Below are 20,871 nucleotides of genomic sequence, written 5' to 3' on the forward strand. Positions count from 1 at the left end.
GGAGAGCAGCATGACCGTGTACGACGGCAGGGACAAGTTCGGGCGGTATTACGAGGATTTCGAAGTCGGCGACGTCTATAAGCACTGGCCCGGGAAGACGATCACCGAGGCGATGGACCACCTCTTCTGCGACATCACGATGAACCACCATCCGCTGCACAGCGACCGGTGGTACGCGGAGGAGGAGACGCACTTCAAGCAGAACGTGGTCGTCGGGAACCTCGTCTACTCGCTGGTGCTGGGGATGAGCGTGCCGGACGTCTCGGGGAAAGCGATTGCGAACCTCGAAATCGAGAGCCTGAAGCACCTGAAGCCGACGTTCCACGGGGACACGATCCGGGCCGAGACGACGGTGCTCGAGAAGAAGGAAACCTCCGACGGGACGCGCGGGATCGTGACGGTCGAGACGCGCGGCTTCAACCAGCGCGGCGAAGAGGTGTGCTACTTCCGGCGGAAGGTGATGGTGCCGAAGCGGCCGGCGGCGGGGTAGGATGGCGGGCGCGATGCCCGAGGACGCGCGGTCGAAGAAGCTGCCGTTTGCGCTGCAGCCCGGGAGACGGTGCTGGCGTTCGTGCGGCGGCACTGGCTCTATTTCAGCCTGAAGATGGCGTGGATCGTCATCGCAGGCGCCGGCGGGGCTGGCATCGCCATTGCGGCGGTGGCGATGACGTACGGGTTCGGCGGGCTGCCCGGGCTGCTGAGCGGGCTCGCCATCGCGGCGGGGGCGGCGTACTGGGCGGTTCGCGGCTACTTCACGTGGTACCGGTACCAGAACGATATCTGGGTGGTCACGAATCAGCGGCTCGTGGATTCGCTGAAGCGGCACTGGTTCCACCACCAGATGGCATCGACCGACCTGGTGGACGTCGAGGACCTGCGGGTGGAGCGGCACGGCGTGCTGCAGACGCTGTTCGACTTCGGCGATGTGCAGTGCCAGACGGCGGGCGTGGTGCAGAACTTCGTGCTCCGGGGATTCCGCAGCCGGCCCGGCTGCTGGCGGTGGTGGACGGCGCGCGGGATGCGGCGCGGCGGGCGCTCGGCCCGGTCGATACCACCCGGTAACGCGCGGTTTGCCCCGGGGTGATGACAGCCGCGGCGCGGGCGGGTAGCCTCTCCGCATGGCGACGCGTCGGCGGGTGATCGCGGCGCTCGGGCTCGGGCTGGCTGCGCCGGGCGCCATCCTCGGCGGGGCGGTCCGGGCTGCCGGGGCGCCGGGCGGGCTGGCGCAGGCGCAGGCCGGGCTGCCGCACCGGGTGGTGCTGCCGGGCGTCGGGACGGACGGGCCGCGGCCGGCGGTTCGGCTGTCATTCCGGACGCCGTTCCAGGGCGGGGCAATTTACCCGGAAGTCGAGCATGCGGTGACGGCGGCGGCCCGGGTCTTTGGCCGGGTGTCGCCGCTGAGCCCGGGGCCGCGGGGCGTCGAGGGGTTCGTCGGTTTCGGTGTAGCCGACCCGCCGGGCCCGGCCGTGCTGGAGGTGACCGCGACGGACGCCGTCGGGGGACGTTCCGGTTCACGGAGCCGATTACCGTTCGGGCGACGCAGTGGACGTGGGACGACATCTGGCTGCCGCCGCCGGACCCGAACGCGCCGCCGCCCGAAGGGCCGCCGCTCGAGCCCGAGCAGCCGCGGCTCGATGCCCTGTACGCAACGGTGACGCCGCGGCAGTGGGCGCTGCCGTTCATCATCCCGATCGAGCTGGGCGGCGAGGTGTGGGTGAGCGGGTATTTCGGCGAGCAGCGGTCGTTCAACGGCGGGCCGCGGACGGGGCACCACGGCGGGACGGATATCGCAGCGCCCGCCGGCACCCCGGTGCGGAGCACGAACCACGGAACGGTGGTGATGTCCGAACTGACGCTGGTGCGCGGGAACCTGGTGGTGGTGGACCACGGCGGCGGCGTGCTTTCCTGTTATGGGCATCTCTCGGAGCGGAGCGTGGAAGTCGGCCATGCGGTGCGGCGCGGCGACGTGGTCGGGCGGGTCGGGTCGACCGGGCTTTCGAGCGGGCCGCACCTCCACTGGGAGCTTTCGGTGGCGGGGGTGCTGGTCGACGGGCTGCGGTGGCTGGACGGGACGCAGGGGTTTTAGGGGCCGTTCGGGCGCTGAACAGGGGACCTATCAGTCACTTTTCACGCTGGCGCTTGCGCGAGCATCGGCGCCGGTGGCACGCTGGTGGCACGGGGAACGCAGGCGCGGGACCGCCTGCACGAAGCAGAGCTCGAGGCTGGCCATGCCGCCAGGAAAGGCTACGTAGCAGGGCATGATCGTCGCGCAGCGCCTCGCCATCCTCGCCGCGATTCTCACCGTCGTTCTCATCGGGGTCGGGGCATTCGTCCGGGCGACCGGTTCCGGGCTCGGATGCCCCGACTGGCCGCTGTGCCACGGGCAGGCGATCCCGCCGGGGCACCAGGAGGCGTGGATCGAGTTCTCGCACCGGTTCGTCGCGTCCATCGTCGGCGTGCTGGTCATCGCCGTGGCGGTGCTGGCATGGAAGTACTACCGCCACGTGCCCCTCATCACGTGGCTGGCGACGGCGACGGTGCCGCTCGTCGGGTTCCGAGGGCTGCTGGGCGCGATTACGGTCGTGCGCGAGCTGCCGCCGGAGATCGTGGCGACACACCTCGTGACGGCGATGATCGTGCTGTCCTGCGTCATCGTCGTGGCGGTAGGCATGTACATGGAGGACGAGCGGCACCGGGCCTTTTTCGAACGGACGCGAGGGATCGGGCGGGTGCCCGGCGCGTGGGCCCGGCAGGGCTGGGCTGGCTCGCGGTCACCTTCTGGGTCGGCGGGTATATGGCGGAGAGCGGCGCGGCGACCGCCTGTTCGGGCTGGCCGCTGTGCAACGGCGGCGTGCTGCCGGCGGCCGACGACCAGGAGATTACGCATATGCTCCACCGGTACCTCGCGGGCGGGTTCGTGTTCCTCGTGGTGCCGGCGCTGATCACCGCCTGGCGGCGGCGCGGCGAGCTGCCGTGGGCGAAGCCGTATGCGCTGGCGCTGGGGGTGCTGTACGCGGCGCAGGTGCTGGTCGGCGCGCTGAACGTCTGGTACACGTTCCCGGACCCGCTGACGGTGGCGCACACGGCGATCGCCGGGTGCATCTGGGGCGTGCTGAGCGCCGGGGCGGCGCTGGCCTTCTACGAGCCGTACCGCGCCGCGGCGGGGCGCGCCCATGCCGCGAGCTGAGGCGCCCGCATGACCGCAGAGATGGCCTTCACGGCCCGGAGTTCGCTGGCGGCGACGGTTCGCAATTACATCATCCTGACCAAGCCGCGGGTGATTTCGCTGCTGCTGGTGACGACGGTGCCGGCGATGGTGGTGGCGGCCGGCGGCTGGCCGGGGACGTGGCTGGTGCTCGCGACGCTCATCGGGGGACGGCCTCGGCGGCCGGCGCGAACGTCATCAACTGCTGGTACGACCGCGACATCGACGCCATCATGCGGCGGACCCGGGAGCGGCCGACGGTGACAGGGGCCGTGCCGCCGGGACACGCGCTGGCGTTCGGCATCGCGCTGGGGGCCGGCGCCTTCGTATTCTTATGGGCGACGACGACGCTGGCCGCTGCGGTGCTCGCGCTGGCCGCGCTCTTGTTTTATGTCTTCATCTACACGATGTGGCTGAAGCGGCGGACGCCGCAGAACATCGTGATCGGCGGCGCGGCGGGAGCGTTCCCGCCGGTGGTGGGCTGGGCGGCGGTGACGGGCGAGGCGCCGCTGGCGGCGTGGGTGATGTTCGCCATCGTGTTCTTCTGGACGCCGCCGCATTTTTGGGCGCTCTCGCTGCGCCTCGAGGGCGATTACGCGCGGGCCGGCGTGCCGATGCTGCCCGTCACGGACGGGCCGGCGTACACGCGCGCGCAAATCCTGCGGTACACGCTGATGCTCATCCCGGTGACGCTGCTGCTGGGCCCGGCCGCGGACATGGGCCTGGTCTACTACGCGGCTGCGACGGGGCTCGGCGCGGCCTTCGCGTGGATGGCGTGGCGGCTCTGGCGGGAGCCGGGTTCGATGCCCCCGATGCGGGTGTACAAGTTCTCGCTGCTGTACCTGGGACTGCTGTTCGTTGCGATGGGCGTGGACGCTGCGCTGTAGCCGGCGCGGGGCTCGAACGGCGTTCGGGGGCTTATGACAGCCAGCCGACAAGGGCCGATGGGACAAGGTTCAGGGGCCGGGTTTCCGTTCCTTGACAGGGTAGAGGGGCGGGTCTATAACTCGATTGCGACGCCGTTCACAACCGAAACCCTGGCGCGAAGTGTGCCTGCGAGCCGGGGATGCGACGGGTCGGGAGGGGAGCCAGGAGTATGCCGTCTACGGGGAAACTGCGAGTCATCCGCCGGGTCAACCTGCTGATTTCCGCGGCACTCCTGGCCATCGCAAGCATCTCGCCCGCATTCGCCGGCTGGGGCATGCCGGAGCCGATCACCGACCAGGCGAAGCGCATCCAGGACCTCTGGGTGTTCACCCTCATCATCGCCGTCGCGGTCTTCTTCGCGGTCGAGGGCGCGCTGCTCTACGCCATCATCCGGTACCGGAAGAAGAGCGACGCACTGCCGAAGCAGACCCATGGGAGCACCGCGCTCGAAATCGTCTGGACGACGATCCCGGTGCTCATCGTCATCACCCTGTTCTCGTACTCCTTCATCGTGCTGCGGGATGTCGAGAAGAAGGCGCCGAGCGACGCGCTGAGCATCGAGGTCGACGGGTTCCAGTTCTCGTGGCAGTTCACGTACGACCTGGCGCGCCTCGGTCAGGGGCAGGCGCCGGCGCAGGAAGGCACGTTCTCCATCATCGGCACGGCGGCGAACGAGCCGACCTTCGTCATCCCGGTGGGCGAGCCGGTGGAATTCCGGCTGAAGTCGAACGACGTCATCCACTCGTTCTACCTGCCGAATTTCCACTACAAGCTGGACGTCGTGCCTGGCCGCGACAACCGGTTCGTGATTACGGCGAACCAGACGGGCGAGTTCACCGGCCAGTGCGCTGAGCTGTGCGGCATCAACCACGCGCTGATGCGGTTCCACGTGCGGGTGGTCGAGCGGGCGGAGTTCGACACATGGGTGGCAGAGCAGGTGGCGAACAAGGCCACCGTGCGGCAGCCGTGAGCGGAGCGGCGGCACCACGATGGGCTCAACGCCGGACGGCAGCCCGGCGGGTCAGCAACGCTGAGGCCAAGGAGGCCCGGGAGGAAGCATGACGAGCATCGCAATCCCACGACCGGCATACGCCGAACGGCCCTGGATCCTCGACTGGTTGACGACCGTCGACCACAAGAAACTGGGGATCCTCTACCTCTACACGACCATGTTCTTCTTCGCGGTGGGCGGCATCCTGGCGCTGCTGGTCCGGGCGCAGCTGGCCGTGGCGGACAACACGTTCGTGAACAACGACGCGTACAACCAGCTCTTCACGATGCACGCGTCGGCGATGCTGTTCCTCTTCATCATCCCGGTTTGGGCGGGCTTCGGGAACTACATCGTGCCGCTGCAGATCGGCGCCGCCGACATGGCGTTCCCGCGGATCAATGCGCTGTCGTTCTGGCTCATCCCGCCCGCGGGGCTGCTGATGTTCTCGGGCTTCCTCTTTGGGGGCGCGTCTGACGTTGGCTGGACGGCGTACAGCCCGCTCGCGCGGAGCTCGGGCGTCGGGCTGGACCTGTGGATCATCGCCGTCATCATCCTCGGCGTTTCCTCGACGATCGGCGCGGCCAACTTCATGGTGACGATGTTCCGGATGCGGGCGCCGGGCATGACGATGTTCCGCATGCCGATCTTCTGCTGGACGATGCTGGTGACGGCGGTGCTGCAGCTGCTCGCGACGCCGGTGCTTGCCTCCGGCCTTGCGATGCTCTACATCGACCGGAACTTCGGCGGCTCGTTCTTCGACCCGAACGGCGGCGGCAACGCCATCCTGTGGCAGAACATCTTCTGGTTCTATTCGCACCCCGCGGTCTACATCATGATCCTGCCCGGCATGGGCATCATCTCGGAGATCCTGCCCGTATTCGCCCGGAAGCCGCTGTTCGGCTACAAGGCGTTCGTCTTCGCGACGATGGGCATCGGCGGCCTCGGCTTCAGCGTGTGGGCCCACCACATGTTCACGACGGGCGCGGTGCTGAAGCCGTGGTTCGGCTTCATGACCTTCATGATCGGCGTGCCGACGGGCGTGAAGATGTTCAACTGGCTCGGGACGCTCTGGCGCGGATCGATCACGTTCGAGGCGCCGATGCTGTTCGCGCTCGGCTTCCTGAGCATGTTCCTCATCGGCGGCATCAACGGGACGTTCTCCGCGGCGGTGCCGGTGGACTTCGCGATTCACGACACGTACTTCGTGGTGGCGCACATCCATTACGTCCTCTTCGGCGGCGCGGTGTTCGCGGTGTTCGCCGGCCTGTACTACTGGTTCCCGAAGATCTGGGGCAGGCGGCTGGATGAACGGCTGGCGCGCATCCACTTCGCGCTGCAGTTCATCGGCTTCAACCTGGCGTTCTTCCCGATGCACCTCCTCGGCCTCGACGGGATGCCGCGGCGCATCGCCACCTATTCTGAGAGCGCCGGCTGGGAGACGCTGAACCTGATTTCGACCATCGGGGCGTTCCTCATCGGCGTGGCGATGATCCCGTTCATCATCAACGTGGTGATGGCGTTCCTTCGGCCGAAGGACCAGCCGAACGACCCGTGGGAAGGGAATACGCTCGAGTGGTGGACGACGTCGCCGCCGCCGGTGCACAACTTCGACAGCCTGCCGGAGGTCCACTCGGAGCGGCCGCTCTGGGACCTGCGCCACGGCAACGCGGCCCATTAATCGGGGCCGAAGGTCCATCGCTCAGACGGGCATAGCAGGGGAGACTGGAGGAGTTCATGGCAGCGCACGCGGTCGCCACGCAGGAGAAGCAGGGCCTCAGCAACGGGATGCTCGGCTTCATCCTGTTCCTCGCCTCGGAGGTGATGTTCTTCGGAGGCCTGTTCGCGGCGTACTTCATCGCCCGCTCGGACGCGCGGGAGTGGCCGCCGGTGTATTTGCTGACCCCGGAGCAGGTGGCCGCGGGCGTCAAGCTGGAGGTGGAGTTCTGGCTGCCGTTCATCGCGACGATTCTCCTCATCACCAGCTCGGTGACCATCCAGCTCGGGGTGTTCTCGATCCAGCGCGGGAACCGCTCGGGGCTCATCCGCTGGACGTTCATTTCGATCGTGCTCGGCCTCGTCTTCCTCGTGATGCAGGTGTACGACTATAGCCAGCTGCACTTCGGCATCGGAGACACGATTTACGGGACGACGTTCTACACGCTGACCGGGTTCCACGGCCTGCACGTGCTCGGCGGCGTCATCTTCATGGGGATCATCCTGGCGCGCTCACTCGCCGGGCAGTTCACGGCAGCAAACCACGAAGCCGTCGAGGCGTGCTCGTTCTACTGGCACTTCGTCGACGTGGTGTGGATCGCGCTGTTCACGACGCTCTACATCATTCCCTAACACACCACAGGCGCGAAACTCACGGGGAGATAGCACCGAATGGACCACCAGGCGAACGCACACGGCGAACAGCACGACGTCCACCTGCCAGACCCGAGTATCTGGCCGCTGGTCGTCGGGGTCGCCGCGCTCTTTCTCGGCGGCGCGCTGATTTACTGGTCGCGCGTCGACGACCAGACGTTCGCCGGTCCGCTGCTCGGCGCGGCCATCGTCTCCACGCTCATCGCCGTCTTCGGCTGGGCGTACGAGGACGGCCAGATGCGGAAGAAGGCCGCGGAGGGTGCCCACGGGCAGCCGAAGCCGACCCGGTACACGCAGGTGGTGACGTTCGCGCTGGCAGAGGGCAAGCTCGACCAGGCGCGGAAGAGCGGCATCATCCACGACCTCGAGAGCAGCGACAACCAGCTGCGCGACCTCGACGGGTTCCAGGACCTCCGCATCATCGTCTCGCCCGCTGCGACGGGACCGTCGCAGGTGCTCGTGGAAACGACGTGGTCGGACCGGGAGGGCCTCGCGACCTACGAAGAGACCCGGCAGACGATGCTGGACATCATCGCCAAGCACACCGACGAAGTGGTGCCGGGCACCGTCCAGGTGTTCGACATGGAGGTCATCCGCGACACGAAGGACGTGACGTTCCGGTTCGGCACGGGCGCGGCCTTCACGGTCATCGCGGGGCTGATGCTCGGCGGGTTCATGATCGGCGCGGGGCTGAACCTGTTCGCCAGTGAATCGACGGGCACCGGGGGCGGCACGCCGCAGCCGACGGTCCCGGCGAACCCGTTCCGGGTGGTCGCGACGGACAACCGGTTCGACAAGAAGGAGATCGTCGCGGGGCCGAACGCGGAGATTACCATCACGCTGGTGAACAATGGCCGCGCGAAGCACAACATCCACTTCACCACGACGAAGGGCGGGCCGACGCTGGCGCCCGGCGCCGAGGGCGAGATCATCGACGGCGGCGGGACCGAGACGAAGGTGACGTTCACGACGCCCGGCGTCGGGGAGTACTACTTCCTCTGCGACCTGCACCCGGACCAGATGAACGGCATCTTCCGGGTCGTCGAAGGCGGGCCGGTCGGTACGGGTGAGGCGCCTGCCGGCGCAGGCGCGGGGACGACACCGACGACCGGGGGCTGACGGGGCCGTTTCTCTGCGAAAAGGACGGGGCCGCCTAACTGGGCGGCCCCGCCGTTTGCGGTCTCCGCGGGCTCTGAGCCGGACTTGCCCTGCCGGGCTCTATTCGAAGGCCCCGTCGGCGAGGAGCTCGATGTACTCCTCGTCGCTGAGGCCGACGATGTGCTTGAAAACGTGCTCGTTGTGCTCGCCGAGCAAGGGGGCCGGGCGGGTGAGCTCGGACGGCGTCAGCGAGAGCTTGAAGGCCGGCGAGTCGTAGGTGCGGAGGCCCATGACCGGGTGCTCGAGCTTCCAGTAGTGGTGGCGGTGGGCGAGCTGGGGGTCGGCGTGCATCTCCTCGGGGGACTGGACGATGCCGCAGGGGACGCCGAAGGACTGGAAGTGCCGGACCACCTCCTCGGTGGTGTACTTGCGGACGGGCGGGCCGTCGACGCCCTCTTCGACCTGGAGCGCGGCCTCGGACGGGAGGCGGGTGAAGTCTTCGAACCAGAAGGTGAGGTGGCGGTCGATTTCCTTCTGCTCGTTGATGCGCTGCCAGCGGCGGCGCATGCGCTCCATGTCGCACCATTCCGGCCGGCCGAGGGCGGCTTTGAGGCCTTCCCAGTGCTTTTCGGTTTCGCAGGCGATGACGACCCAGCGGCCATCGCGGCAGCGGTAGGCGTTGTGGGGCGCGGCTTCGAGGTCGTGGTTGCCGAGGCGCGTTTGTTCGTGACCGTTCACGGTCCAGTCGAGGACCGCGGTCCAGAGGCCGTGGATGGCGGCTTCGAACTGGGAGAAATCGATGTACTGGCCCTCGCCGGTGCGCCGGCGGTAATCGAGGGCCGCGATGAGAGCGATGGCAGCGAAATGGGGCACGAGGAAGTCGGTGTAGGCGACGCCGGTGCCGAGGGGCGGGCCGTCCTCCCAGCCAGTGAAGTGATTGAACCCGGCCGCGGCCTGGAGAACATGGCCGTAGCCGGCGTAATGGGCCCACGGGCCGTCCTGGCCGTAGAGGGGCATCGAAATCATGATGACGTCCGGGCGGATTTTGCGGACGGATTCGTAGTCGAAGCCGAAGCGGGCCATCGTGCCCGGGGTGTAGGACTCGGTGACGACATCGCACCGGGCGAGGAGCCGGCGGACGAGCTCCGGCCCCTGGGGTGCTTGAAGTTGACGGAGACGCCGAGCTTCGAGCTGTTGAAGTTCGCGAAGTAGCCGGAGCCGTCGACGTTGGGGACGTCATCGACGAAGGGGCCGACGCGGCGGAGCGTCTCGGGGTAGGTGGCGCTCTCGATGCGGATGACCTCGGCGCCGTGGTCGGCCAGGTACTTGGAGACGAGCGGGCCGACGCCGACCCAGGCGAAGTCGGCGACGCGGATGCCTTCGAAGGGTTTGCGGACGGGCTGCTCCGGGGATTCGGACATGGTCAGATCACCATCCTGAGGCGGAGCCGGCGGAGCTCCTGGGTTCGAGGCCGAGGAGGCCGCAGTACACCTCCTCGTTATGTTCGCCGATGTGCGGGGCGCGTCCGCGCTGCATCCACGGGGTGACGGAGAGGCGGAAGGGCGCGCCGGGATAGATGAACGATTCGCCGAGGTCTTCGTGGGTGACGCGGGTCCAGCAGCCGGCGCGGCGAGCTGCTTGCTTTCGACGATTTCGCGGGGGAGAAGACGGGAGCCCAGCCAGCGCCGCGGCGCTGGGCCTCGGCGACAAGCTCCTCTTTCTTCCGGGTGCGGCAGAAGGCGGCCATGGTCTCCTCGACGTACTCGCGCTCTTCCGGGGCGAGCGGCTGGAGGGAGGTGAGCTTCTGGCGCCATTCGGGGTATCGAGGCCGCGCGCTTCGCCGTGTTCGGCGAGCCAGTCGATGATGGCGTTGGCTTGCTGGCCGATGAGGCCGCCGGCCTGCAGGGCGGCAACCCAGCCATCGGCGGTTTCGAAGAGGTAGCGGGCGGTGCGGATGCCGGCGGTGTTGCGGTAGAGGCCGGGGCCCGAGGCGTTGACCCGGCGGATGTCCCATGTCTGCTGGGCGTTGTCCATGGCGTTGGCGACGGCTTCCTGCATCGAGACGTCGACGTGCTGGCCGCGGCCGCCGTTGAGCGGCCGGGCGTAGAGCGCGATGAGCGCGCCGACCATCGCCTGGACGTTCACCTGGGTGTAGGCCTGGGGAACCGTGGTGCGGACGGGCCCGCGCTCCGGGTCGCCGTTGAGGTACATGAGCCCGCCCATCGCGGCGCCGACGATGTCGGTCGCGTGCCAGCCGGCGTAGGGTCCGTCCTGCCCGAACCCGGTGATGGAGACGAGAATCGCCGACGGGTTGGCGCGTTCGATGGAGGGGTAATCGAGGCCAAGGGCGGCTGATTCGCCGGGCATCGTCGTCTCGACGACGATATCGGCGAGGGCGACGAGGCGGTGAAAGAGCTGTCGGCCGGCTTCGAGCTTCAGCTGGAGGGTGATGGAGCGCTTGCCGGCGTTCATGGTCCACCAGAAGAGGCTGGTCTCGGCGCCGGCTTCGTTGCGGAAGAACGGGGCGTGCTGCCGGGCAGGGTCGCCGTCGCGGGGCGGCTCGATTTTGATGACGTCCGCACCGAGTTCGGCGAGGAGGCGCGTGCCGAGCTGGCCTTTTTCATCGGCGAGGTCGAGGACGCGGTAGCCGGCGAGCGGCCCGGCGGGATGGGCGAGCGGAACTGGCGGCCGTTCGGGGTTCATAGCCGGAGTTCTACCGGGTGGAACGGCGGCGTTCAAACGGCGGCGGAGAGGACGGCCGGCAGCTCGACGGGGAGGGCTTCGAAACCGCCGTCGAGGCCTTCTTCGATGCGCTCGCGGAGGAGGTCGAGGCCCCAGCGCTTCGCAGCGGAGATGATGGCGACGTTCCGGGCGGCGCGCCGGCGCCGAGGATGATGGCGCGGGCTTCGTCGAAATCGGCGACGGGGCGGCCGTCTTCGTGACGGAGGAGGTCGACCTTGTTCAGGGCGATCAGCTGGGGCTTTCGTGGACGCCCAGGTCGCGGAGGGTGGCCTCGACGGTCTGGACGTGCTGGTAGGCGTTGGGGTGGGCGATATCGACGACGTGGAGGAGGAGGTCGGCGTCTTCGAGCTCTTCGAGGGTGGCGCGGAAGGCGGCGACGAGGCCCGTGGGGAGCTTCTGGATGAAGCCGACGGTATCGGTGAGGAGGACGACTTCGCCGGAGGGGAGGCTGATGCGGCGGGTGACGGGGTCGAGCGTGGCGAAGAGCCGGTCTTCAGCGAGGACGTCGGCGCCGCTGAGGGCGCGCATGAGGGTCGACTTGCCGGCGTTGGTGTAGCCGACGAGGGCGACGACGGGGACGTTGTTGCGGGCGCGCCGGCGGCGGTAGAGCTCGCGCTGGGTGCGGACTTCTTCGAGGTCGCGGCGGATTTTCGCAATCCGGTTGCGGATGAGGCGACGGTCGGTCTCGATCTGGGTTTCGCCGGGGCCGCGGGTGCCGATGGCGCCTTCCATCCGTTCGAGGTGGGACCACTGGCCAGCGAGACGGGGAGGAGGTACTGGTGCTGGGCGAGTTCGACCTGCAGGCGGCCTTCGCGGGTGCGGGCGCGGGTCGCAAAGATGTCGAGGATGAGGGCGGTGCGGTCGATGACCTTGACGCCGAGGGCCTTTTCGAGGTTGCGCTGCTGGGACGGCGACAGTTCGTCGTCGAAGATGACGACGTTGGCGCCGTGCAGGCGGACGGCTTCGGTAACTTCCTGCACTTTGCCGCTGCCGATGTAGGTGGCCGGGTGGGGGTGGTCGACCCGCTGGGTGAAGCGGGCGACGACCTCCGCGCCGGCGGTGCGGGCGAGCTCGGCGAGCTCGTTCAGCGATTCGTCGGCGGGGAGGAGGGCGCCGGGGACCTCGGCAGCGACGAGGATGGCGCGGTCGCGGGTCGGCGCGGTGGGATGGAGCGCACGGGCCATATGAACCTAGCGTACCGCGCCGGGGGCGGCCCTGCGAATGGGCGAACGGCTACTGCTTCGCGGACCATGCCTCGAGGCGGCGCATGCCTTCCTCGAGCCGGTCATCGGGCGTGGTGACGGAAAGGCGGATGTAGCCTTCGCCGTTGAGGCCGTAGCCGCGGCCCGGGGTGACGACGACGCCGGTCTCGTCGATCAGGCGGGCGGCGTAATCGGCGCTGGTGACGCCGTCGGGCAGCTTCGCCCAGACGTAGAGGGACGCTTTCGGGACATCGACCTCGAGCCCGCACTTGCGGAGGACTTCGACGATGCGGTCGCGGCGGCGCTGGTAGATGCGGTTGTGCTCTTCGATGCAGTCCTGCGGGCCGTCGATGGCGGCGATGGCCATCTTCTGGATGGCCTGCGGGATGCCGCTGTCGAGGTTGGATTTGACGCGCATGAGGGCATCGACCATCTGCGCGTTGCCGACGACCATGCCGATGCGCCAGCCGGTCATGTTGTAGGCCTTGGACCAGGAGTTGAACTCGACGGCGACGTCCTTCGCACCGGGAACCTGGAAGATGCTGACCGGCTCGTAGCCGTCGTAGGCGACGTCGCAGTAGGGGTTGTCGTGGAGGATGGCGACGTCGTACTTCTTCGCCCAGGCGACGGCCTTTTCGAAGAATTCGAGGGGCGCGACAGCGCCGGTGGGGTTGTTGGGGTAGTTGAGCCAGAGGACTTTTGCCTTCCGGGCGACGTCATCGGGGATGGCGTCGAGGTCGGGCAGCCAGCCGTTTTCGCGGCGGAGGTCGAGGCGGTACGATTCGCCGCCGGCGAACATGGTGCCGATTTCGTAGACGGGATAGGCGGGGTCGGGGACGAGGGCGATGTCGCCGGGGTCGATGAAGCAGAGAGCGATATGGCCGATGCCTTCCTTGGAGCCGATGAGGGGGAGCGTCTCTTTGAGCGGGTCGAAGGAGATCTCGAAGCGGCGCTGGTAGTACCGCGCGATCGCCTCGCGGAGCTCGGGCAGGCCTTCGGATTCGGGGTAGCGGTGGTTGACCGGGTCTTCGGCGGCCTGGTGGAGCGCGTCGAGGATGTGGCGGGGCGTGGGGAGGTCGGGGTCGCCGATGCCGAAGGTGACGATGTCGACGCCCTGGCGCGCTTTGCGGCGATTTTCTTGGAGATTTCAGCGAACAGGTAGGGCGGGAGCGCCTCGACGCGGCGGGCGAGTTTCATCGGGAGCAGTCCTGGCGGTGGGGATGGGCGCCGGGGCGCGCGGCCCGCGGGCGGCTCCCATGCTACCACGGGCGGCCGTTACGGCCTTCGCCGTTATGTTTCGTACCAGTCGGCGTCGAAGACGCGGACGGCCGGGCCGGTCATGAAGACGGAGCCCTCCCCGTCCCATTCGAGGATGAGGTCGCCGCCGGGCATGTGGTCGACGACGCGGCCGCCGGTGAAGCCGCGGAGGCGGGAGGCGGCGGCGACGGCGGAGGCGCTCGTGCCGGAGGCGAGGGTGATGCCCGAGCCGCGCTCCCAGACGCGGTGCTTCACTTCGCCGCGGTTGAGCACCGGACGACCTGGAAGTTGACGCGTTTCGGAAAGAGGGGTGATGCTCGACGAGCGGGCCGATGCGCTCGAGCGGGAAGTCGGCCGGGTCGGCGTCGACGTAATGGATGGCGTGGGGTTGCCCATGCTGACGAGCGTGAGGCGGAGGTCCACGCCGTCGACGGAGAGGGGAGGTCGATGACCGGCCCGGGGCCTTCGACGGCAGCGGGGAGCGAAGCGGGGTCGAAGCTGGGCGGGCCCATGTCGACGCGGGCCGCAGTGACGACGCCGTTTTCGCGGATGACGCGGAGCGTCTTGATCCCGGCGAGGGTTTCGACGGTGACCTCGTCGCGGTCGGCGGGGACGAGGCCCTCTTCGATGGCGAACTTGACGAGGCAGCGGATGCCGTTGCCGCACATCTCGGCTTCGGAGCCGTCGGCGTTGAACATGCGCATGCGGACATCGGCGACGTTCGACGGCAGGGCGAGGATGAGGCCGTCGCTCCCGACGCCGAAGTGGCGGTCGCTGACCCGGCGGGAGAGCTCGGGCCAGTCGCGTTCGTCCTCGCGGGCGGGGGCGAGGTAGACGTAGTCGTTGCCGAGGCCGTGCATCTTGGTGACGCGCATGGGGAGAGTGTACCCGGGCGCGGCGCTAGCGGCGTTCGCCGCGGATGACGTTCGTGCAGACGCCGGTGAAGATGTTGGCCTGCAGCTCGATGTCCTCGGCGTCGCGGACCCAGGTGATGCGGGGGTCATCACGGCGGAACCACTGCTCCCGGGAGCGGATGAGGCGGTGCGTGGCGCGCTTCGCCCGTTCGATGGCATCGTCGAGGGTGCAGCGCCCCAGGAGGTAGCCGGCCGCTTCTTCGTAGCCGATGGACGACATGGCGGGGGCATCGGGCGGGACACCGGCCTCGAGGAGGGCGCGAACTTCATCGAGCAGGCCGCCGGCAAACATCTGCTCGACGCGGCGGTCGACCCGCTCGTAGAGCTCCTTGCGGGGCACGTCGATGGCGAAGAGGAGGTACTCGAAGTCAGGCGGGCGTTTCTCCTGCCAGGCGGAGATGGGGCGGCCGGTCTTTTCGAAGACCTCGAGCGCGCGGACGACGCGGCGGACGTTGCGCGGGTCGATGCGCGCGGCTGCCGCGGGGTCGACGGCGGCGAGGCGGGCATGGAGAGCGGCCGGGCCTTCAGCGCGGGCGACGCCTTCGAGGGCGGCACGAAGGGCGGGGTCGGGCGGGACGGCGGGGACCTGCCAGTTCTCAAGGACGGCCCAGGCGTACTGGGGGTGCCGCCGACGAGCCACGGGAAGGTGCCGCGGGCCCAGGCGCTTTCGAAGGCAGCGCGGGCATCGGCGACGTACTCGGCGAGAGAGTACCCTTCGCGGGGGTCGCGGATGTCGTAGAGATGGTGGCGGACGAGGCGGCGGTCGGCGGCCGTCGGCTTGGCGGTGCCGATGTCCATCCCGCGGTAGACCTGGCGGCTGTCGGCGTTCACGATCTCGCCGCCGAGCCGCTGCGCGAGCTGGAGCGCGGCAGCGCTCTTGCCGGTGCCGGTGGGCCCGACGATGGCGACGAGGCGGCGGAGCATCAGGCAGGCGCGGCCGCGACGATGGCGGCAAACTGGGCGGCATCGAGCGAGGCGCCGCCGACGAGGGCGCCGTCGATGTCGGGCTGGGCGAGCAGGTCTGCGGCGTTGGCGGGGTTCACGCTGCCACCATACTGGATTCGGATGACCTCCGCGACATCGCCGCCGAGCTGGCGGAGGAGGCCGCGGATGAAGGCGCAGGCGGACTGGGCCTGCCCGGGAGTCGCGGTTTCGCCGGTGCCGATGGCCCAGACCGGTTCGTAGGCGATCGTGATGCGGTGCGTGAGTTCGACGCCGGCGAGCGCGCCGCGGAGCTGGCGTTCGAGGACGGCCTCGGTCTCGCCGGCGCGCCGCTGCTCGAGGGTTTCGCCGACGCAGACGATGGGGTCGAGGCGGGAGGCGAGGACGGCGCGGAGCTTCCGGTTGACCCAGTCGTCGGTCTCGCCGAAGTACTGGCGGCGTTCGGAGTGGCCGATGATCACGAGCTGGCAGTAGTCCTCGAGCATCGGGACGCTGACTTCGCCGGTGTAGGCGCCCCGGGCTCCCAGAAGACGTCCTGCGCGCCGAGGCGGACGCGGGTGCCGCCGAGGGCTTCGCGGACCGGCGCGAGGTGGGGGAACGGCACGCAGACGGCGACATCCGCGGCTGCGACGGCGGCGCGCTCGGCGACGGCCCGCGCGAGGGCGACGGCTTCGGACTCGGTGGTGTGCATCTTCCAGTTGCCGGCGATGAAGGGTCGGCGCACGGGTCAGGGCCTCCTGTCCGGGGCGAGGTAGTTCTCGATGACGGCGGCGAGCTCGGCGGGCCGCTCGACCGTGAGGCGGAGGTGGCGGGGCCGGGCGGTCGCGATGCCGGGGAGGACGGTGACGGGGTGAGGCGCGCTGAGGGTCAGCTGGAGCGCGGGGCCGGGCAGGGTCGCGAGGATGACGGTGCCATCCAGCCAGAGGCGGATGCCGAGCCCCTGCCAGAGGGGATGGCGGACGACCTCCGCGGCTTCGATATCGGCCCAGGGATCGTGCGGTCGATGGCAAGGGGAAAGCGGATGAGGAGACCGGCGGGGCCGGGAAGGACGACGGCACCGGGGGTGCGAAGCGCCATGGACCCGATGAGCGCGACGCCGAGGAGGATGACGATCACGCCGAAGCCGGCAGGGATGGAGCCGTCCTGCACGGCGACGCGGCCGGTCGCTGCGGCGGCTGCGACGAGGATGGCGGCGATGAGCCAGAGCGCTGCCGCCGCAGCGACCGGCCGCGGAAGCGGAACGGCCGGGGCTGCAGGGAGGCGGGCATCGCCTCAGGCATCGAGGAGGGCCGCCACGCCTGGGAGGGTCTTGCCTTCGAGCATTTCGAGGGATGCACCGCCGCCGGTGGAGACGTGAGTGAAGCGGTCCTGCAGGCCGGTCGCGGCGACGACCGCGGCGGTCTCGCCGCCGCCGACGACCGTGACCGCGTCGAGGTTTGCGATCGCGCGGGCGAGCTCAAAGGAGCCGGCTGCGAACGGCTCCATTTCGAAGACACCCATCGGGCCGTTCCAGACGACGGCCTTCGCGCGCCGCAAGGCCTCGGCATAGCGGCGGACCGTTTCGGGGCCGATGTCGAGGATGAGGTAGCCGCGGGGCACGCTGTCGACCGGGACCGTGGCCGTCTCGGCGTCGGCGGCAAACCGGCTCGCGGCGACGACGTCGACGGGGAGGTGGAGTTCGACGCCGCGCGACTCGGCGGTGCGCATCAGTTCGCCTGCGGCATCGAGCAGGTCGTCTTCGACGAGGGATGCGCCGACGTCGACGCCGCGGGCCTTGAGGAAGGTGTTCGCCATGCCGCCGCCGACGAGGAGGAGGTCGACCTTCGGCAGGAGGTGCTGGATGGCGGGCAGCTTGGAGCTGACTTTGGCGCCACCGACGACGGCCGCGAACGGGCGGGGCGGGCTGGCGACGAGCGCACCGAGATACCGGACCTCCTTCTCCATGAGGAGACCGGCGACGGCGGGCAGGTAGTGCGTCACCCCTCGGTGGAGGCGTGCGCGCGGTGGGCGGCGCCAAAGGCATCGTTGACGAAGACGTCGGCGAGGCTGGCGAGCTGGCGGGCGAATTCGGGGTCGTTCTTCTCTTCTCCGGGGTGGAAGCGGAGGTTCTCGAGGAGGAGGACGTGGCGGCCCATCGCTTCGACGGCGGCTTCGGCGACGGGGCCGACGCAATCCTCGGCGAAGAGGACTTCGCGGCCGAGGAGGTTCGCCATCCGGCCGGCGACCGGGGCGAGGGAGAGGGCCGGGTCGGGGCCTTTCGGCCGGCCGAGGTGGGAGCAGACGATAACGCGGGCATCCTGCCCGAGCAGGTACTCGATGGTGGGCAGGGATTCGCGGATGCGGGTGTCGTCGGTGATGACGCCGTCTTCGATGGGGACGTTGAGGTCGGCGCGGACGAGGACGCGCTTGCCCCGGACGTCGATGTCGCGGACGGTCTTCTTGCCGATGCTGTCGCTCACGGGCGGCTCGCTTCCGCCGCGATGCCGCGGCGCTCGACGTCGCGCAGCTTGGCGACGCGCCGTTCGTGGCGGCCGCCTTCGAACTCGTTCGCAAGGAAGGCGCGGAGGATGTCTTCGGCGACGCCGCGGCCGATCTCCCATGCGCCGAGGGCGAGGACGTTGGCGTCGACGTGCTGGCGGGCGCGGGCGGCGCCCCAGCTGGTGTGGCAGAGGGCGCAGCGGATGCCGGGGACTTTGTTCGCCGTGATGCTGATGCCGACGCCGTTCGAGCAGAGGACGACGCCGAGGTCGGCGCGGCCGTCGAGGACGGCGCGGGCGACGGCCTCGGCGAAATCCGGGTAGTCGACGGATTCGGAGGAGTGGGTGCCGAGGTCGAGCACCTCGTGGCCCAGGCCGCGGGCGAAGTCGGCGAGGTGGTTTTTCAATTCGAAACCGGCGTGGTCGGCGCCGAAGGCGAGTTTCACGAGCGGACGCTCCTGCGGACCGGGATGGTGGCGAGACCCAGTATACGGGCGAGGTCGTGAGCGGCGATGGCGCCTTCGCGGAGGATGACGGGCTCGCCGCCGGAGAGGTCGATGACGGTGGAATCGATGCCCTGGGCGGTCGGTCCGCCGTCGATGGTCATCGCGCAGAAGGCGCCGACCTGGCGCGAGGCTTCTTCGGCGGTGACGGGGCTGGGGCCGCCGTGGACGTTGGCGCTCGTGGCGGCGAGCGGGGCGCCGAGGGCGTCGACGATATCGAGCACGATATCGACGGGGACGATGCGGAAGCCGACGGTGGCGCCGCCGGAGAGGGCGGGGCTCGACCAGCCGGGGCGGGCGGGAACGATGATGGTCCACGCGCCGGGGCCGAGGGCGTCGACGAGGCGGAGCGCGGCCGGGGTCGGCGCCGCGTATTGCTCGAGGAGCGCAGCGTCGCGGCCGAAGAGGAGCTGGAGCGGCTGCGAAGGGTCGCGCTGTTTCGCGCGGTAGATGGCGGTCACGGCCTCGTCGATGCGGACGTCGGCGGCGATGCCGTAGACGGTGTCGGTCGGCAGGATGACGAGTTCGCCGGCGCGGAGGAGGTCGACGGCGCGGTCGACGAGGGACGGTGAGGGAGCTGTCATCGGCAAGCAGCAGGGTCCGTTGCCCGGACCCCCGGGTTGGGATAGCGTTCGGACAGAGTGTAACGCGTTCCATGGCAGGCACGGACCCGGCAGCTTCCCCGGCAGGCGCGCAGGACCCCGCGAAGCGGCACGAGAGCATCGTGGTGCTCGATTTCGGGTCGCAGTTCTCGATGCTCATCGCACGGCGGGTGCGTGAGCTGAACACCTACTGCGAGCTGCTGCCGTACGACACGCCGCGCGAGCGGCTGGCCGGGATGGACGTGCGGGGCATCATCCTCTCGGGCGGGCCGAACAGCGTCTACGAGGACGGCGCGCCGCTGGCGCCGGACTGGGTGTGGGAATCGGGGCTGCCGGTGCTCGGCATCTGCTACGGGATGCAGGTGATGGCCCACCAGCTGGGCGGGAAAGTCGCACCGGGGCGGGAGCGGGAGTACGGCCCGGCGGTCGCGCACCGCGACCACGCGGCGCCGCTGCTGGAGGGGCTGCCGGCCGACTTCGAAGTCTGGATGAGCCACGGCGACCGGATCGAGGTGCTGCCGCCGGGCTTTACGGGGTACGCGAGCACGGCGAACTCGCCGCACGCTGTGATGGCCGACCCGGCCCGGGGCTACTACGGCCTGCAGTTCCACCCGGAGGTGGTGCACACCCCGCGGGGCAGGGACATCCTGCGGAACTTCGTGCAGGGCGTCTGCGGCTGCGAAGGGACGTGGACGCCGGGGAACTTCATCGAAGAGACCGTGGCGGCCATCCGCGCGCAGGTCGGGAGCGGGCGCGTCATCTGCGGGCTCTCGGGCGGGGTGGACAGCGCGGTCGCGGCGGTGCTGGTGCACCGCGCGGTGGGCGACCAGCTCACCTGCATCTTCGTGGACAACGGGCTGCTCCGGGCGGGCGAACCGGAGGAGGTGGTGACCACCTTCCGGAAGAACCTCGCGATCAACCTCGTGCACGTGGAAGCGGCGGAGGAGTTCCTCGCGCAGCTGGCGGAAGTGACGAACCCGGAGACGAAGCGCGTCCGCATCGGGAACACGTTCGTGCGGGTGTTCGAACGGGAGGCGCGGAAGATCGAGGACGCGCGGTTCCTTTGCCAGGGGACGCTCTACCCGGACGTCATCGAGAGCGGCTCGCACGGGAAGGGCGCGAGCACGATCAAGACGCACCACAACGTCGGCGGGCTGCCGCCGGACATGAAGCTGGAGCTGGTGGAGCCGCTGCGGTACCTGTTCAAGGACGAGGTGCGGCGCATCGGCGAGGCGCTCGGCCTGCCGGAGGAGATGGTGTGGCGCCACCCGTTCCCGGGGCCGGGGCTGGCCATCCGCTGCATCGGCGAGGTGACGGCGGAGAAGCTGGCCATCCTCCGGCAGGCGGACCGGATCGTGCTGGACGAAATCCGCGAGGCGGGGCTGTACCGGGACATCTGGCAGGCGTTCGCCGTGCTCACCGACACGAAGACGGTCGGCGTGATGGGCGACTTCCGAACGTACGGGTACGCGGTGGCCGTGCGGGCGGTGGTGGCCGACGACGCGATGACGGCCGACTGGGCGCGGCTGCCGCACGAGCTGCTCTCGCGGATATCGAACCGGATCGTGAACGAGGTCCACGGGGTAAACCGGGTGGTGTACGACATCACACCGAAGCCGCCGGGGACGATCGAGTGGGAGTGAG

At 69.4% G+C, this 20,871-nt stretch carries 19 protein-coding genes and 7 pseudogenes; 14 read left to right on the forward strand and 12 right to left on the reverse strand.

The window, feature by feature from the left end:
- Positions 1-10 precede the first annotated feature (10 nt).
- From O0235_RS00810 to O0235_RS00865, 12 genes and pseudogenes are all read left to right on the forward strand, one after another.
- Positions 11-490, forward strand: a complete 480-nt coding sequence (locus O0235_RS00810) for a MaoC family dehydratase (RefSeq protein ID WP_270056716.1) — start codon at positions 11-13, stop codon at positions 488-490.
- Positions 491-559: 69 nt separating this feature from the next.
- Positions 560-1,084 carry a hypothetical protein gene (locus tag O0235_RS00815; protein ID WP_270056717.1) on the forward strand — a complete coding sequence of 175 codons (525 nt, stop codon included), beginning with the start codon at positions 560-562 and terminating at the stop codon, positions 1,082-1,084.
- Positions 1,085-1,118: 34 nt separating this feature from the next.
- A complete protein-coding gene (locus O0235_RS00820; RefSeq protein ID WP_270056718.1) occupies positions 1,119-1,655 on the forward strand; it encodes a hypothetical protein in 537 nt (178 codons plus the stop codon).
- On the forward strand, positions 1,652-2,086 hold the full coding sequence (locus O0235_RS00825) for a M23 family metallopeptidase (RefSeq protein WP_270056719.1): 435 nt from the start codon (positions 1,652-1,654) through the stop codon (positions 2,084-2,086). Before O0235_RS00820 ends, O0235_RS00825 begins: the two co-directional genes overlap by 4 nt.
- A 172-nt stretch (positions 2,087-2,258) precedes the next feature.
- Positions 2,259-2,675: pseudogene (locus tag O0235_RS00830) on the forward strand (COX15/CtaA family protein); the annotation flags it as partial.
- Positions 2,676-2,740: 65 nt separating this feature from the next.
- Positions 2,741-3,187: a COX15/CtaA family protein gene (locus O0235_RS00835; RefSeq protein ID WP_270056720.1), complete on the forward strand. Its 447-nt coding sequence runs from the start codon at positions 2,741-2,743 to the stop codon at positions 3,185-3,187.
- A gap of 9 nt (positions 3,188-3,196) precedes the next feature.
- Entirely contained in the window at positions 3,197-3,469 is a 273-nt protein-coding gene (locus O0235_RS00840; RefSeq protein WP_270056721.1) for a hypothetical protein, read from the forward strand.
- On the forward strand, positions 3,427-4,092 hold the full coding sequence (locus tag O0235_RS00845; RefSeq protein ID WP_270057992.1) for a heme o synthase: 666 nt from the start codon (positions 3,427-3,429) through the stop codon (positions 4,090-4,092). Before O0235_RS00840 ends, O0235_RS00845 begins: the two co-directional genes overlap by 43 nt.
- Positions 4,093-4,406: 314 nt before the next feature.
- On the forward strand, positions 4,407-5,102 hold the full coding sequence (gene coxB / locus O0235_RS00850; protein ID WP_270056722.1) for a cytochrome c oxidase subunit II: 696 nt from the start codon (positions 4,407-4,409) through the stop codon (positions 5,100-5,102).
- Positions 5,103-5,190: 88 nt separating this feature from the next.
- Positions 5,191-6,801 (forward strand): cytochrome c oxidase subunit I, encoded by a 1,611-nt coding sequence (ctaD, locus tag O0235_RS00855; RefSeq protein WP_270056723.1) that lies wholly within the window; start codon positions 5,191-5,193, stop codon positions 6,799-6,801.
- A gap of 56 nt (positions 6,802-6,857) precedes the next feature.
- Positions 6,858-7,469: a cytochrome c oxidase subunit 3 gene (locus O0235_RS00860; protein WP_270056724.1), complete on the forward strand. Its 612-nt coding sequence runs from the start codon at positions 6,858-6,860 to the stop codon at positions 7,467-7,469.
- 39 nt (positions 7,470-7,508) lie between these two features.
- Positions 7,509-8,609 carry a cupredoxin domain-containing protein gene (locus tag O0235_RS00865; protein ID WP_270056725.1) on the forward strand — a complete coding sequence of 367 codons (1,101 nt, stop codon included), beginning with the start codon at positions 7,509-7,511 and terminating at the stop codon, positions 8,607-8,609.
- Between the two features lie 99 nt (positions 8,610-8,708).
- Here the strand turns inward: O0235_RS00865 and O0235_RS00870 are convergent.
- Positions 8,709-10,009, reverse strand: a pseudogene (locus O0235_RS00870) (CaiB/BaiF CoA transferase family protein).
- A 7-nt stretch (positions 10,010-10,016) separates the two neighbouring features.
- Complete coding sequence (locus O0235_RS00880) at positions 10,017-11,291, reverse strand: CaiB/BaiF CoA transferase family protein (RefSeq protein WP_270056727.1); 1,275 nt, start codon at positions 11,289-11,291, stop codon at positions 10,017-10,019.
- 17 nt (positions 11,292-11,308) lie between these two features.
- Between O0235_RS00880 and O0235_RS00885 the strand changes: the two genes are divergently transcribed.
- Positions 11,309-11,530 (forward strand): hypothetical protein, encoded by a 222-nt coding sequence (locus O0235_RS00885; protein ID WP_270056728.1) that lies wholly within the window; start codon positions 11,309-11,311, stop codon positions 11,528-11,530.
- A 28-nt stretch (positions 11,531-11,558) separates the two neighbouring features.
- Here the strand turns inward: O0235_RS00885 and hflX are convergent, their stop codons facing one another.
- The 10 genes and pseudogenes from hflX to O0235_RS00945 form a co-directional block, all read right to left on the reverse strand.
- Positions 11,559-12,062 (reverse strand): GTPase HflX, encoded by a 504-nt coding sequence (hflX, locus tag O0235_RS00890; RefSeq protein WP_373324340.1) that lies wholly within the window; start codon positions 12,060-12,062, stop codon positions 11,559-11,561.
- A gap of 158 nt (positions 12,063-12,220) precedes the next feature.
- Positions 12,221-12,514, reverse strand: a pseudogene (locus O0235_RS15200) (HflX-like GTP-binding protein); the annotation flags it as partial.
- 49 nt (positions 12,515-12,563) lie between these two features.
- A pseudogene (locus O0235_RS00900) lies at positions 12,564-13,729 on the reverse strand (LL-diaminopimelate aminotransferase).
- 93 nt (positions 13,730-13,822) lie between these two features.
- Entirely contained in the window at positions 13,823-14,062 is a 240-nt protein-coding gene (locus O0235_RS00905) for a diaminopimelate epimerase (protein WP_270056730.1), read from the reverse strand.
- Positions 14,041-14,664: a diaminopimelate epimerase gene (dapF, locus tag O0235_RS00910; RefSeq protein WP_270056731.1), complete on the reverse strand. Its 624-nt coding sequence runs from the start codon at positions 14,662-14,664 to the stop codon at positions 14,041-14,043. The genes O0235_RS00905 and dapF overlap by 22 nt, the downstream gene beginning before the upstream one ends.
- A gap of 25 nt (positions 14,665-14,689) precedes the next feature.
- Positions 14,690-15,627, reverse strand: a pseudogene (gene miaA, locus O0235_RS00915) (tRNA (adenosine(37)-N6)-dimethylallyltransferase MiaA).
- A pseudogene (gene tpiA, locus O0235_RS00920) lies at positions 15,627-16,369 on the reverse strand (triose-phosphate isomerase). The pseudogenes miaA and tpiA overlap by 1 nt, the downstream one beginning before the upstream one ends.
- Before the next feature lie 548 nt (positions 16,370-16,917).
- Positions 16,918-18,092: pseudogene (locus O0235_RS15205) on the reverse strand (phosphoglycerate kinase).
- A gap of 8 nt (positions 18,093-18,100) precedes the next feature.
- Positions 18,101-18,568, reverse strand: a complete 468-nt coding sequence (rpiB, locus tag O0235_RS00940; protein ID WP_270056737.1) for a ribose 5-phosphate isomerase B — start codon at positions 18,566-18,568, stop codon at positions 18,101-18,103.
- Entirely contained in the window at positions 18,565-19,209 is a 645-nt protein-coding gene (locus O0235_RS00945) for an L-threonylcarbamoyladenylate synthase (protein ID WP_270056738.1), read from the reverse strand. The genes rpiB and O0235_RS00945 overlap by 4 nt, the downstream gene beginning before the upstream one ends.
- A gap of 71 nt (positions 19,210-19,280) precedes the next feature.
- On the opposite strand from O0235_RS00945, the gene guaA reads away from it, so the two are divergent.
- The gene (gene guaA / locus O0235_RS00950; protein ID WP_270056739.1) at positions 19,281-20,870 is read left to right on the forward strand and encodes a glutamine-hydrolyzing GMP synthase; all 1,590 of its coding nucleotides are present in this window, start codon (positions 19,281-19,283) and stop codon (positions 20,868-20,870) included.
- Position 20,871: the final 1 nt, after the last annotated feature.

The sequence above is a fragment of the Tepidiforma flava genome (assembly GCF_027594505.1).
In the GTDB taxonomy this organism is placed as follows: Bacteria; Chloroflexota; Dehalococcoidia; order Tepidiformales; family Tepidiformaceae; genus Tepidiforma; species Tepidiforma flava.